This is a genomic window from Parvimonas parva (assembly GCF_045866535.1).
Classification (GTDB): Bacteria; Bacillota; Clostridia; order Tissierellales; family Peptoniphilaceae; genus Parvimonas; species Parvimonas parva.
Window position 1 is genome coordinate 589,004 of the sequence record NZ_AP038371.1, and the last position, 13,783, is coordinate 602,786.

13 protein-coding genes are annotated in these 13,783 nt (G+C 27.6%); all 13 read left to right on the forward strand.

Features of this window, described 5'->3' with window-relative positions; translation table 11 throughout:
- Window position 1: 1 nt before the first annotated feature.
- The 13 genes from ACKTSI_RS03125 to glmU all read left to right on the forward strand — a co-directional run bounded on the left by ACKTSI_RS03125 (window position 2) and on the right by glmU (window position 13,769).
- The gene (locus ACKTSI_RS03125; protein WP_068471875.1) at window positions 2-298 is read left to right on the forward strand and encodes a hypothetical protein; all 297 of its coding nucleotides are present in this window, start codon (window positions 2-4) and stop codon (window positions 296-298) included.
- Between the two features lie 8 nt (window positions 299-306).
- Window positions 307-1,032: an HAD family hydrolase gene (locus ACKTSI_RS03130; protein ID WP_407863073.1), complete on the forward strand. Its 726-nt coding sequence runs from the start codon at window positions 307-309 to the stop codon at window positions 1,030-1,032.
- A gap of 210 nt (window positions 1,033-1,242) precedes the next feature.
- Window positions 1,243-1,671, forward strand: a complete 429-nt coding sequence (locus ACKTSI_RS03135) for a flavodoxin (RefSeq protein WP_068471872.1) — start codon at window positions 1,243-1,245, stop codon at window positions 1,669-1,671.
- A 156-nt stretch (window positions 1,672-1,827) separates the two neighbouring features.
- On the forward strand, window positions 1,828-2,862 hold the full coding sequence (gene hrcA / locus ACKTSI_RS03140; protein ID WP_407863074.1) for a heat-inducible transcriptional repressor HrcA: 1,035 nt from the start codon (window positions 1,828-1,830) through the stop codon (window positions 2,860-2,862).
- A 15-nt stretch (window positions 2,863-2,877) separates the two neighbouring features.
- The gene (gene grpE, locus ACKTSI_RS03145) at window positions 2,878-3,405 is read left to right on the forward strand and encodes a nucleotide exchange factor GrpE (protein ID WP_407863075.1); all 528 of its coding nucleotides are present in this window, start codon (window positions 2,878-2,880) and stop codon (window positions 3,403-3,405) included.
- A gap of 16 nt (window positions 3,406-3,421) precedes the next feature.
- Window positions 3,422-5,236 carry a molecular chaperone DnaK gene (gene dnaK / locus ACKTSI_RS03150; protein WP_311525827.1) on the forward strand — a complete coding sequence of 605 codons (1,815 nt, stop codon included), beginning with the start codon at window positions 3,422-3,424 and terminating at the stop codon, window positions 5,234-5,236.
- Window positions 5,237-5,271: 35 nt separating this feature from the next.
- Window positions 5,272-5,532, forward strand: coding sequence for a hypothetical protein (locus tag ACKTSI_RS03155; RefSeq protein ID WP_407863076.1), 261 nt, complete (start codon window positions 5,272-5,274; stop codon window positions 5,530-5,532).
- A 367-nt stretch (window positions 5,533-5,899) separates the two neighbouring features.
- On the forward strand, window positions 5,900-7,636 hold the full coding sequence (locus tag ACKTSI_RS03160) for an ABC transporter ATP-binding protein (protein WP_407863077.1): 1,737 nt from the start codon (window positions 5,900-5,902) through the stop codon (window positions 7,634-7,636).
- Window positions 7,636-9,354, forward strand: coding sequence for an ABC transporter ATP-binding protein (locus ACKTSI_RS03165; RefSeq protein ID WP_407863121.1), 1,719 nt, complete (start codon window positions 7,636-7,638; stop codon window positions 9,352-9,354). The genes ACKTSI_RS03160 and ACKTSI_RS03165 overlap by 1 nt, the downstream gene beginning before the upstream one ends.
- A 53-nt stretch (window positions 9,355-9,407) precedes the next feature.
- Window positions 9,408-10,100 carry an energy-coupling factor transporter transmembrane component T gene (locus tag ACKTSI_RS03170; protein WP_288868073.1) on the forward strand — a complete coding sequence of 231 codons (693 nt, stop codon included), beginning with the start codon at window positions 9,408-9,410 and terminating at the stop codon, window positions 10,098-10,100.
- Window positions 10,078-11,505: an ABC transporter ATP-binding protein gene (locus ACKTSI_RS03175; RefSeq protein WP_407863078.1), complete on the forward strand. Its 1,428-nt coding sequence runs from the start codon at window positions 10,078-10,080 to the stop codon at window positions 11,503-11,505. Before ACKTSI_RS03170 ends, ACKTSI_RS03175 begins: the two co-directional genes overlap by 23 nt.
- Window positions 11,495-12,073 (forward strand): MptD family putative ECF transporter S component, encoded by a 579-nt coding sequence (locus tag ACKTSI_RS03180; RefSeq protein WP_068471858.1) that lies wholly within the window; start codon window positions 11,495-11,497, stop codon window positions 12,071-12,073. The genes ACKTSI_RS03175 and ACKTSI_RS03180 overlap by 11 nt, the downstream gene beginning before the upstream one ends.
- A 310-nt stretch (window positions 12,074-12,383) precedes the next feature.
- Window positions 12,384-13,769: a bifunctional UDP-N-acetylglucosamine diphosphorylase/glucosamine-1-phosphate N-acetyltransferase GlmU gene (gene glmU / locus ACKTSI_RS03185; RefSeq protein WP_407863079.1), complete on the forward strand. Its 1,386-nt coding sequence runs from the start codon at window positions 12,384-12,386 to the stop codon at window positions 13,767-13,769.
- The last annotated feature ends 14 nt before the right edge of the window (window positions 13,770-13,783 follow it).

The following is a 13,783-nucleotide window of genomic DNA, read 5'->3' on the forward strand; positions in this document are numbered from 1 at the left end:
TATGAAGGAATTATTTGAAATTTTATTGAAAAAAAGAGTATCTGTTGTTATCGTGTTGCTTGCGATATTTGTTGGAATGCTTGTAACTTATTTGCTTAGCAGAGCAAAATATAGATTTTTAAAGTTTATTCCTGCATTTGTTTTAATAATAACAGGAACAGTATTTTTAGCAGATGGTTGGACAAATATTATAACTCCAAGAGGACTTAATTCATTGTATTATGCAATGATTATAGGTACAAGTGGAGTGGTTTCGCTTTTCTATGCTTTAATACTTATGAACTTTAGGAAAAAGTAGGTGATTGCATGTCTAATATAGCCAGTTTTTTTGACATTGACGGAACTATTGCGAGAGAATCTTTGATGATTGAACATTTTAAAAGACTTATAAAATATGAAATTTTAGATGAGAGCATTTGGGTCAATGATGTAAAGCAATTATATATGGAATATGTTAATAGATATGGGGCTTATGATGCTTATATTGAGGCACTTGCTGAAAAATATATTACAGATTTAAAAGGCTTTGACGTTGAATATAATAAGTTTATAGCTGAACAATCTGTTCAAAAAGTGTGTGAAAGAGTTTATCTTTTTTCAAGAAATCAATTAGAATTTCATAAAAAGAATGGTCATTTAATATTTTTTGTTTCTGGAAGTCCGGACTTTTTAGTTGAAGAAATGGCTAAGAAATATGATATTACAGAATATAGAGCTACAAAGTATCTATACGATGAAAATAGAAAATTTAATGGTAAAATTCTTCCGATGTGGGATAGTGAAAATAAAGATAGAGTTTGTAAAGAACTGATTGAGAAGTATGATATAGATATTGAAAAATCTTTTGCTTATGGAGATACCACAGGAGATTTATCAATGCTTAGAAGATTTGGCAATGCCTATACGATTAATCCGTCAAAAAGATTATTGGAAAAAATAAAAAATGATGAAGAACTTTCAAAAAAAGTAAATATAATCGTTGAGAGAAAAGACGTTATATATAAACTAAAGGCAGATGTAGTAACTTTATAATTTATATAGTATTAAAATAAAATTATTTTAATTATAAAAATTTTTAAAATAGTTGACAAAATTTTAGATTATTGTTATTATTATCTTGTAAAAATTATTAATTAAATTTACAATAAAACTAATATTGTTGAAAATTTAATTGTATTGTATTTTACTTTTAAATACAATAAACTTTTACTTTGTTAGTTAAAATTTAAGGAGGACTTTTAAATGAAAGTAGCAGTTGTATATTGGTCAGGTACAGGTAATACTGAAAAAATGGCTGATTGTATCGCCGAAGGAATTGAAAACGCAGGTTCAGAAGTTGAAGTAATTTTCTGTGATGATTTTGGAGCAGATATGTTAAATGATTTCGACCTAGTTGCATTTGGTTGTCCAGCAATGGGAGATGAAGTTCTTGAAGAATCAAGTTTCGAACCAATGTTTGAAGAAGTTGAAGAAGAATTAAACGGAAGAAAGATTGCTTTATTCGGTTCTTATGAATGGAACGAAGGACAAAAATGGATGAAAGACTGGAAAGTTAGATGTGAAGGAGTTGGAGCTAAAATCGTAGCTGAACCTCTTTGCGTATATGATTGTCCAACACCAGAAGACGAAGATGACTGTGTAGCATTTGGAGAAAAAATCGCTAAAGCATAAGTTAAATAGGTATTTAAAGGTAGCCTTAGGGCTACTTTTTTTGTGCATGAAAATAAATTTTAAATAAATTTTAAATAAATTTTAAATAAATTTGTTTTAAAACTTGACATAGGGGAATAATAGTAATATAATATTGTTAGCAGTCTAAGAGGTTGAGTGCTAAAAAGAGGTGATAAAATGCTTGATGATAGAAAATTGAAAATTTTATATGCCATAATAGATAGTTATATCAGTACTTCTGAGCCTATTGGGTCAAGGACAATTTCCAAACAATATGATATGGGAATAAGTTCAGCTACTGTTAGGAATGAAATGAGTGATTTGGAAGAGCTTGGTTTTTTAAACAAGGCCTATTCATCTTCCGGTAGGATTCCGTCGGATAAGGCTTATAGACATTATGTTAATTATTTATTATCTTCACATTTTGACGAAATTTCAAAAAATATGTATGGAATTGACGTTCTGGCAAAGCATATTAATGAAAAAAATAAGATTTTTAAAGAATCTGCGAAGATAATTTCTGAGGTTACAGAATGTATAACGGCAACTATGATTACAGATTATATGGATTGTTCTGTAAAGAGTATTGATGTTATAAATATAAGTGGAAATTATTATGTTTTGGTTTTAGTTTTTGACACAGGAAAAGTTGTTAATACCGTTTTTGATGTTAAAAACAGTATTAATGAAGAAATTTTACAAGAACTGATATTTTATTTAAAGAAATATTTAATAAATGTTAAAGTATCTGATTTGAATGAAAGATTAGAGTTTTTAAAATTTACTTTTGTTTCAAAAATTCCATTTATTACAGAAGTTTCCGGCTTGATAGAAAAAGAGGTTTCAAAAACTGAAAAGTCTGATATTGAGCTTGAAGGTATTTCAAATATATTTAACTTTCCGGAGTATAGGGATATGAATAAGGCTAAAGAACTTATTCATTTCTTAGAAGATAAAAATGAATTGGAAGATTTGTTTTTAAGTTATAATGGAAATGAAATTTATGTTAGTATCGGAAGTGAAAATAATAAAGACTTTTTAAATGAGAATACCATTGTTGCTACTTCTTATGATTTAGGAAATGGTAGTAAAGGAAAGATAGCTGTTATTGGTCCAACTAGAATGGATTATGAAAAGATAATATCAACTATGTTAAGTTTAAATGATAGAATGAATGATATTTTAAAATGACGGGAGGCGAAATAGTTGGAAGAAAATAAAGAAATTTTAGAAGATGAAATTAAAGAAGATACCGAAAAAGTATCTAATGAAAATTTAGAAGAAAATTCTTTTAATGAAGTTGAGGAAAAATTAAATTCAGAAATTGAAGAATTAAAAAATCAACTTTTAAGACTTCAAGCTGATTTTGTAAATTATAGAAATAGAACTGAAAGAGAAAAGTCAAATTCTATTATACTTGCAAATGAAGGCTTAATTTTGAAGTTATTACCTGTTTTAGATAATTTTAATAGAGCATTTATTCATCTTAATGTTGATGATGATGTAGTTAAAGGCTTTATTATGATTAAAGAGCAGTTTGAATCAATTTTAAAAACTGAAATGTTGGAAGAAATTGAAAGCGATGGTGCTGTTTTTGACCCGAATTTACATAATGCAGTTATGACTGAAAGTAAAGACGGAGTTGAAAGTGGTGTCATATTAGAAACTTTTGAAAAAGGATATAAAATTAAAGATAAAGTAATTAGACCTAGTATGGTTAAAGTTAGTGAATAATTAGGAGGAAAATATTATGTCAAAGATTATAGGTATTGATTTAGGTACAACAAACTCAGCAGTAGCTGTTATGGAAGGTGGAGAACCAACAATTATTGCAAATGTTGAAGGAAATAGAACGACTCCTTCAGTAGTTGCTTTTGCAAAAAATGGAGAAAGATTAGTAGGGGAAACTGCAAAAAGACAAGCTATTACAAATGCAGGAAGAACAATCATTTCAATTAAAAGAGAAATGGGAACAGATTACAAGGTAAAAATTGATGGTAAAGATTATAGTCCTGAAGAAATTTCAGCAATGATTTTACAAAAAATTAAATCAGATGTTGAAAGCTATTTAGGAGAAACTGTTTCAGAGGCAGTAATTACAGTTCCGGCTTACTTTACAGACAGCCAAAGACAAGCTACAAAAGATGCAGGAAAGATTGCAGGTTTAAATGTTAAGAGAATTATTAACGAACCAACTGCAGCTGCGCTTGCTTATGGAATGGATAAAGACACTGAACAACATAAAATAATGGTATTTGACCTTGGTGGTGGTACATTTGACGTTTCTATATTAGAAATAGGAGATGGAGTTTTTGAAGTTTTATCTACTAGAGGAAATAATAGACTTGGTGGAGATGATTTCGACGAAGTTTTAATGAACTATCTTGTTTCAGAATTCAAAAAAGAAAATGGAATAGATTTAAGTAAAGATGTAACAGCAATGCAAAGATTAAAAGATGCTGCTGAAAAAGCTAAAAAAGAACTTTCAACTACAATGACTTCAAATGTAAATTTACCATTCATTACTGCTGTTGACGGAGCACCTGTTCACTTAAATATGGATATTAAGAGAGCTAAATTTGAAGAATTAACTTCATCATTAGTTGATAAGACATTAGTTCCGGTTAGAGAGGCATTAAATGACGCCGGACTTACTGCATCAGAAATTGATAAAGTTCTTTTAGTAGGTGGTTCAACAAGAATTCCTGCAGTACAAGAGGCTGTTAAGAAATTAATTGGAAAAGAACCACAAAAAGATATTAACCCAGATGAATGTGTTGCTATCGGTGCAGCGATTCAAGGTGGAGTTTTAACTGGAGAAGTTAAAGACTTATTATTATTAGACGTAACTCCATTGTCATTAGGTATTGAAACAATGGGTGGAGTAATGACTAGATTAATCGAAAGAAATACAACTATTCCAGCTAAGAAGAGTCAAATATTTTCAACAGCGGCTGATGGACAAACCGCAGTAGATATTCACGTTTTACAAGGTGAAAGAGAATTTGCTCACGACAATACTACATTAGGAAGATTCCAATTAACAGGTATTCCTGCAGCACCAAGAGGAGTTCCACAAATCGAAGTTACTTTTGATATAGATGCAAACGGAATTGTAAATGTTCATGCAAAAGACTTAGGTTCAGGTAATGAACAAAAGATTACAATTACTGCATCAACAAAATTATCAGAAGAAGAAATCAACAAAAAGGTTAGAGAAGCTGAACAATTTGCTCAAGAAGACAAGAAGAAAAAAGAAGCAGTAGAAGTTAAAAATAACGCTGAATCTCTAGTATATCAAACTGAAAAGACTTTAAAAGACTTAGAAGGTAAGATTTCAGAAGAAGAAAAATCAGCAGTTACTTCAAAACTTGAAGAATTAAAAACAGCTTTAACAACTGATAATACAGAAGATATTAAAGCTAAAAATGATGCTTTAACTCAAGAATTCTACAAAATCTCAGAAAAATTATATCAAAATGCTAACCCACAAGGAGCAGAACAAAAGAAAGATGATGTAGTTGACGCTGATTACGAAGTAGTAGATGAAGAAGAAAATAAATAGATAAAAATCAAGGTAGTGCTTAGGTGCTACCTTTTTTGTGTTTAAAATCAACTCAGCTTTATGAATATGTTTTGATTAATGAAAATGGAGAGAAAGCTTTTACTCAAGTAGAACAGGGGGATATAGATATTGATGCTAAACTATATGAAAATTTAGATGGAAAAGTGTTTTTATTTACAACAGAAGGAAAAGTTAAAAATTTAGAAAAGGTTAGTAGAAATAAAATAAAAAAAGTTTCTCCAGAAGATATTTATAAATTTTTATTAGATGAAAATAATAAAAAGTTCTTATCATAGAATATTATTAATCGTTTAAAATTTTGGAAAAAGATAAAAAATCCTATAAAAGAATAAATTGACAATTAATTTTTGTAAAATAGTGTCCAAGAATATGTTAAAATTTTTAAGGCAACCTCAAATATTAGGTTGTCTTTTTTGTTGTTTATTTATATTTTTTTAAATCATTATTATTAAAAAATATTTCCCATATTATAAAATAAAAATAGAAATTGTTATCATAGATATTGAAAAGCAATATTGAAAGTGGTATAATAATTTTAAACGACGACAACGTCGTTGGGTAAAAATATTTTTTATGGGAGTAGTTAAAAATATTTTTGCTATATGGTATTTTATACCAAATAAAAAAATTTAGGAGGGTTAAATGAATATTTACAAAAAATTATTTAAGTATGTGCCTGACAAAAAATATCTTGTTTATATTGCTATTATAACGAGTATTATTTCATCTGCACTTTCAATGTTGCCTTATTGGTTTTTGTATAAGTTTTTAAATGAATTTTTGTTGAAAAAAGATTTTACACAGGCAAAATATTATGCAATTACCATTTTTGTTGTTATGCTTTTGCAATCTTTTGTTTATTTTGTTTCAGTAGGGCTTACTCATTTATTTGCATTCAGATTGGAAACAAATCTTAGAAAGGCAGGGATAAAGCATTTGATGAGTGCATCATTTGCATTTTTTGATGTTAATGAGTCAGGGAGAATTAGAAAAATTATAGATAATAATGCGAGTGATACACATATGATTGTTGCGCATTTAATTCCGGATATAACAATTGCTGTTATAACTCCAATATTTTTATTTGGAATTATGTTTGCAGTAGATTTATATCTTGGAATTGCTACTGTTATTTTATCAATTTTAGCTGGAATTTTTACAAAACTTATGTTTGGTGAAGTTGAATTTATGGATAAGTATAATAAGGCATTGGAAAGAGTTAATAGCGAGGCAGTTGAATATGTTAGAGGAATGCAAGTTTTAAAAATATTTAAAGCGTCAATTTTTTCTTTTAAATCTTTTTATGATGCCATTATGGATTATTCTAAATGTGCTTATGATTATAGTAAAACTTGTAAAAATCCTTATGTTATATTTCAAATTCTTTTGCTTGGAGCGTCTGCGTATGTAATTCCTTTTGCGATTATGTTCTCAAATGGTGGACAATCTAATATAGAAATAATGATTAAATTAATTTTCTTTACTTGTTTTGTAGGAACATTATTTGGTTGCTTTATGAGAATTATGTATGTTGGAATGCATCAATTTATGGCGACTCAAGCAGTAGATAAGTTGGAAAATATTTTTGTGGAAATGGGAAAAAATAATATTAATCATGGAAACAAAGAAGAATTTTCTAATTTTAATATAGAATTCAAAAATGTAACTTTTAAATATGATACAAAAAATATTTTAGAAAATTTAAGTTTTAAACTTGAAGAAAATAAAACTTATGCGCTTGTAGGTTCATCAGGTGGTGGAAAATCAACTATCGCAAAATTGATTTCCGGTTTTTATAATATTGAAGACGGAGAAATTTTGATAGGTGGTAAAAATATTTCTTCATATTCAAAAGATGCGATTATGAAGAATATTTCTTTTGTTTTTCAAAATTCAAAACTTTTCAAGACTACAATTTTTGAAAATGTAAAAATTGGAAATGAAAATGCAAGTTACGAAGAGGTTATGAATGCTTTAAAGCTTGCCAGATGTGAAGAAATTTTAGATAAGTTTGAAACTCGTGAAAATACAGTTATAGGCTCAAAAGGTGTATATTTATCCGGTGGGGAAACTCAAAGGATTGCCATTGCCAGAGCGATTTTAAAAGATGCTAAGATTATAATTTTAGATGAGGCATCGGCTGCATCTGACCCTGAAAACGAACATGAAATACAATTAGCTTTTTCTAATTTAATGAAGGATAAAACAGTAATTATGATTGCTCATAGATTAAGTTCAATAAGAAATGTAGATGAGATTTTAGTTATAGATAATGGAAAAATCATTGAAAGAGGAACTGATAAAGAGCTTATGGAAATTGGTGGAAGATATAAATTTTTACAAGATTTATTCTCTAAATCTAATGAATGGAGGATGTAATTATGAAAATGTTAAAAAGAATATTTCAATTAACTGATAAAGGTACGGTTGGAGTTGTAAAAGCATCAATTACTTCTTTTTTATCATATTGTAGCTTAATGATACCAATGATTTTATTTATGATATTTGTTCAAAATATTATTGAAGGGAAATCAAATAGTCTAGTTTTCTTTATCATCGGAATATTAGTTATGCTTGTCGTGATGTATGTAATTATGTCTATTGAATATGATAATTTATATAATGAAACTTACAAGGAAAGTGCAAATCTTAGAATTGAAATTGCAAATATTTTGAAAAATTTACCACTTTCTTTCTTTTCAAAACATGATATTTCAGACCTTTCTCAAACTATAATGAAAGACGTTTCAACTATTGAACATGCAATGAGTCATGCTATTCCAAAGGTTATTGGATTAATATTTTATTTGATTCTAATAATTGCAATGTTGATGTTCGCCAGTTTTAAACTTGCTCTTTGTATATTAATTCCAATTATTATAAGTACGAGTTTTATCTTTATTACTAAAAAAATTCAACTAGTTGGCAATAAAAGATATTATGATATAATGAGAGATATTTCAGAAAATTTCCAACAAGCTATTGAATTACAACAAGAGATAAAGAGTTATGGCCAAGTTGATAAATTTACTAAAGAAATATTTGAAAATGTTGAATATTCAGAAAAAATTCATATAAAAGCTGAATTTAAAATGGTACTTCTTCTAAGTATTTCTACTAATATTCAAAATTTAACTCTTGGTGCTACCATTTTATTTGGAACAATGTTCTATTTGAATGGTGAAGTTTCTCTTCTTTATTTTGTAGCTTTTATTATGTGTGCATCAAAGATAATTGATGCTGTAAACGGTATGTTTGCAAATCTTGCAGAGCTTATGTATTTAGATGCAAATCTACAAAGAATTAAAGAATTAAGAACTGCTGAAGTTCAACAAGGAGAGCCTAAAAAATTAAATAATTTTGATATAGAATTCAAAAATGTTGAGTTCGGATATGGAGAAAATAAAGTAATTAATGATATTTCATTTATTGCAAAACAAGGTGAAGTTACCGCATTAGTTGGGCCTTCAGGTTGTGGAAAAACAACAGTTCTGAGATTGATGTCAAGATTGTATGACTATGATAGCGGAAAGATACTTATAGATGGAAATGATATAAAGGGTGTTGAAACAGAGAGTCTTTTTGAAAATATTTCAATAGTTTTTCAAGAGGTTACACTTTTTAATACTTCAATTTTAGAAAATATTAGATTTGGAAATAAAGATGCTACTGATGAACAAGTAAAAGAGGCAGCAAGACTTGCTAATTGTGAAGAATTTATTGAAAAATTACCTGAAAAATACGATACTTTAATTGGAGAAAATGGAAGTAAACTATCAGGTGGAGAAAGACAAAGAATCTCTATTGCTCGTGCATTTTTGAAAAACGCTCCAATAGTTTTACTTGATGAAATTAGTGCAAGTCTTGATGTTGAAAACGAAATGAAAATACAAGAAAGTTTAAATAAACTTATTAAAAATAAAACTGTATTAGTAATTTCACATAGAATGAAGTCTATTGAAAATGCAAATAAAATAATAGTAATGGAAAATGGGAAAATGGAATCTCAAGGGACACATAGTGAGCTTTTAGAAAAATCTAAAGTTTATAATACTATGGTTAGAAATTCTAATTTAACAGAAAATTATAGTTATTAGGATATGGGTGCTGTTTTACAGCACCTAAATATCAAATTTAAGGAGGAGTTAGTTTGATAAAAGAGCGTAGAATAAATTTATTTATTTTGATTTTTATGAATTTAATTTTCGGTTCTCTTATTCCTCTCTGGAGTAATTTTAAAATTGATTTAATTTATTTTTGCATTTGTTCCTTTGTTTTAATTTATAGCGGAAAGATTAAAAGATTTGTGAAATTTTTAATTTTTTATCTTGTTTGTGTATATATAACTTTTTTTGTAAAGCTACCAGATACTTCCTTTTTTTCTTTTATTGGCTTTGTAGTTTATTCAAATGTAAAAACTTGTTCAATATTTATGATTGCAACAATAGTTGTATTGGATACGAGAACAAGTGAATTGATTTATATTTTAGGGAAATTAGGTCTAGGGAAAAAAATTAGATTTGCTTGCACGATCACTTTAAAATTTATTCCGATTTATTTTGCTGAAAAGAGAATTATAAGAAATGCATTAAAACTTAGAGGAATAGATATTTCATTTACCAAACCTTTTAAAAGATTTGAATACTACATTGTTCCAACTCTTTTTAGAGCATCTAATATTGCATCTGAAATGACTGAATCAGCATATACAAGATGTGCAATGTGCACAGATAATATGCATTCAATTTATTATAAAAAATTTGATATTGTTGATTTTATTCTTATTGTAGTATTAATTGCACTTATTGTTGCTTGGGGAGGTGGATTTATTGATAAAATTTAATAATGTAAGTTTCACTTATGAAGATTCGGATAAGAAAGCATTAGAAGATATAAATTTTGAAATAAATACAGGAGAGTTAGTACTTATAACAGGAGCATCAGGCTCAGGCAAATCTACGATATATAAGTGTATAAATGGACTTATTCCACATATTCACGATGGAAAACTTTTAGGAGAAATTTTTATTGATGATAAAAATACTAAGGATTGTAAAAATTATGAATTATGTAAGATGATAGGATCTGTTTCTCAAAATCCAAGAGGACAATTCTTTACGGATAATACTACCTCAGAGTTGGCTTTTACTTTAGAAAATTTGGGATATGAAGTAAAAGAAATTTTAGAAAAAATAGATAATATTTCTAAATTTTTTGGACTTGAAAATATATTAAATAAAAATGTTTTAGAAATTTCAGGTGGAGAGAAACAAAAAATATCTATTGCTTGTGTTTCTATCTTAGATGCCAAGACTTTGATATTTGATGAGCCGTCTGCAAATTTAGATTATCTTGGAATCGAACTTTTAAAAGAAATTTTTTCAAAATTAAAAGAAAATGGATATACGATAGTTGTTGTTGAGCATAGAATTTTTTATTTGAAAGAATTACTTGACAGATTAATTCATATAAATAACGGAAAACTTATAGCAAATTTAGAGAGAAAAGAGGCTTTAAATTACAGAGCAGATGACCTTAGAAGTCTAAATCCTTTTGATGAAGAATTGGTAAAAAAAGAAAGTTATAAGCAAGATGAAAAAGTTTTGGAAGTTAAAAATCTTAAATTTAAAGATATTATAAAAGATATTTCCTTTGATGCGTATAGAGGAGAAATTATTGGACTTGTTGGGAAAAACGGAGTAGGAAAATCAACAATTTCAAAATTAATTTCAGGAATATATAAAAAGAATTCTGGAGGAATTTTTAGTTCAAAATTACCTTTTGTTTTGATGCAAGATGTGGATTATCAATTATTTTCAGAAAGTGTATTTTCAGAGTTTTTGTTGTCGAATAAAGATTTAAAAGAAGATGAAATCTTAGATATGTTAAATATTGTAAATCTTTATGAAAAGAGAAATTCTCACCCTTTTTCTCTTTCAGGAGGAGAAAAACAAAGATTACTTATGGGTATTTGTGCTAAAAGTAATTCAGATGTTTTGATTTTAGATGAGCCTACAAGTGGATTAGATTTTAATAATATGCTTGTAATTTCAGATATTATAAAAAATTTATCAAAAGATAAAGCGATAATCTTAATTTCACATGATTATGAATTATTGTCAAGGGTTGTAGATAGAGTGATATTCCTTGAAGAAGGAAAAATTTCACAAGATTTTGTTTTAAAAGAAAGAAATCAATTAACTAATATTTTTCAAAAAATAAAAGGAGGAAAAGAAAATGAAAGTTAAAGATTTGATTTTAGTTGCTATTTTAGGAGCAATAAGTTTGGTTGTTACAATGATTGTAACATTTGCATTATTCCCATTAGGAGCATTTACTCATTGTATTAGTCCGGGAGTTGCAGGTTTGTTTTCAGGAACCGTTTTTGTATTTATGTGTAATAAAATTGGTAAAAAGGGAAGTTTCTTTTTGTTCTCAGCAATTTTTTTAATAGTTATGGCAGGAGCAGGTTTCTATCTACCATGGATTATTTCTTATACAGTTTCAGCAATTATTGGAGAAGTTATTCTTAGCAGTGCAGGATATAAAAATAAAATTGCACAATTTGTCGCTTTTGGATTGTTACAAGTAGGTAGTGAATGTGGACAAGTTATCCCTGTAAATTTCTTTTTGCAATCATTCAAAGATACTTGGATTGGTAAAAATGGAATGACAGAGAGTGCTTTAAATGAAATGATAAAATATTCATCAGGAACTTATGCATTAATTACTTTGACAATAGTATTTGTCCTAGGTGGTATTGGTGTTATAATCGGAAATAAAATTTTAGAAAAACATTTCAAAAAAATAAAATAATTTTTTAATTCCTTCAAAGAGAGATATGTTTACAATATATCTCTTTTTTGTTTTTTTTTTGTAAGAATTATGTTATAATAAATACAGTTTTATGGTTATTGTATAAAAGTGTATTTATTTCATCATATTTACCATTTAAAGATTATCTAAAATGAAAATATGATCTAATAAATGTAGTTTTGTTTTCTTATAAAAAACTGCATTTATTTTATTGTAGTTGTTTAATTAACTTTTAGATTTTCGATATGATATAATAAATATGTTTTTTATAATGAATAAAGTATATTTTTTTATAGTTAGGAGTTGAGTTATGAATATTACAATCATATTAGCTGCCGGAGAAGGTACCAGAATGAAAAGTAAAAAATCAAAAGTTTTACATAAGATTGTAAATAGACCTTTGATTGATTATGTTTATGATGCAAGTTGCGATGCCGGTAGTGATAAGACTATAATTATTGTTGGAAAAAATAAAAATGAAGTTGAAGAAAAATTTGGAAATAAGGTGCTTTATAAAGAGCAAAAAATTGGTAAAGAATTTCCTTATGGTACAGGTTACGCAGTTCAACTTACAATAGATGAGATTGAAGATGAAGATAATGTTTTAATTTTGAGTGGGGATACTCCTTTGATAAAAGGAGAAACTTTACAAAAATTATTAGATGAACATATTGATATGAAATCAAAAGCTACTGTTTTAACTGCTTTTATCAATGACACAACAGGATATGGGCATATAATTAAGGATTCTGAAGGAAAGTTCTTAAAGATTGTTGAAGATAAAGATGCAAATATAGAAGAAAAAAGAGTTAAAGAGATAAATTCAGGAATTTATGTTTTTAATGGGAGAGCTTTAAAAAATTCTATAACTAAGATAGATAGAAATAATGCACAAAATGAATTATATCTTACAGATGCGATTAAGGTTTTAGTTCAAGACGGAGAACTTGTTTCTACATATAAACTTGACGACATTGAAGAAATTTATGGTATAAATTCAAAACTTCAGCTTTTTGAGGCAGAAAAAATTATGCGTTACAGAATAAATGCTGAGTATATGAAAAATGGTGTTGTAATGGAAAATCCAGAAAATACCGTTATAGAAAGAGGGATAAATATAGGAATAGATACATTTATCGGAAGTGGTGCCAGAATTTTAGGAAATACTACAATTGGAGAAAATGTATATATAACAGGTGATACTCTTATAGAAAACTCAACAATCGGTGATAATGTAATTATTAAGAGTTCATATATAGAAGATAGTATAGTAGAAAATGATGTTACTATGGGACCTTTTGCTCATCTTAGACCAAATAGTATATTAAAAGATAATGTTCATATTGGAAACTTTGTTGAAGTTAAAAATTCAACTGTTGGAGAAAATACTAAGGCTGGACATTTAGCTTATATTGGTGATGCTATTATTGGTAAAGATGTAAATATGGGTTGTGGTTCTATTTTAGTAAATTATGATGGAAAGAATAAACATATTTCTAAAATTGGAGATGGCTGTTTTGTTGGTAGTAACTCAAATATAGTTTCTCCGGTAGAAATTGCAAATGATACTTTTATAGCAGCCGGAACAACTATTGTTTCAGATGTAGAAAAAGAGGGTTCACTTATAATTGGACGTAGTGAAACTTTTGAAAAAGAAAATTGGGTTTATAAAAAGAATTTAAAAATAAAAAAGTAATATTTTAGGAGGAA

Bases quoted from the DNA above. Each gene is read 5' to 3' on its own strand.
- ACKTSI_RS03125 (WP_068471875.1), top strand. From the start codon at position 2: ATGAAGGAATTATTTGAAATTTTATTGAAAAAAAGAGTATCTGTTGTT.
- ACKTSI_RS03130 (WP_407863073.1), top strand. From the start codon at position 307: ATGTCTAATATAGCCAGTTTTTTTGACATTGACGGAACTATTGCGAGA.
- glmU (WP_407863079.1), top strand. From the start codon at position 12,384: ATGAATATTACAATCATATTAGCTGCCGGAGAAGGTACCAGAATGAAA.
- dnaK (WP_311525827.1), top strand. From the start codon at position 3,422: ATGTCAAAGATTATAGGTATTGATTTAGGTACAACAAACTCAGCAGTA.
- ACKTSI_RS03135 (WP_068471872.1), top strand. From the start codon at position 1,243: ATGAAAGTAGCAGTTGTATATTGGTCAGGTACAGGTAATACTGAAAAA.
- ACKTSI_RS03160 (WP_407863077.1), top strand. From the start codon at position 5,900: ATGAATATTTACAAAAAATTATTTAAGTATGTGCCTGACAAAAAATAT.
- ACKTSI_RS03180 (WP_068471858.1), top strand. From the start codon at position 11,495: ATGAAAGTTAAAGATTTGATTTTAGTTGCTATTTTAGGAGCAATAAGT.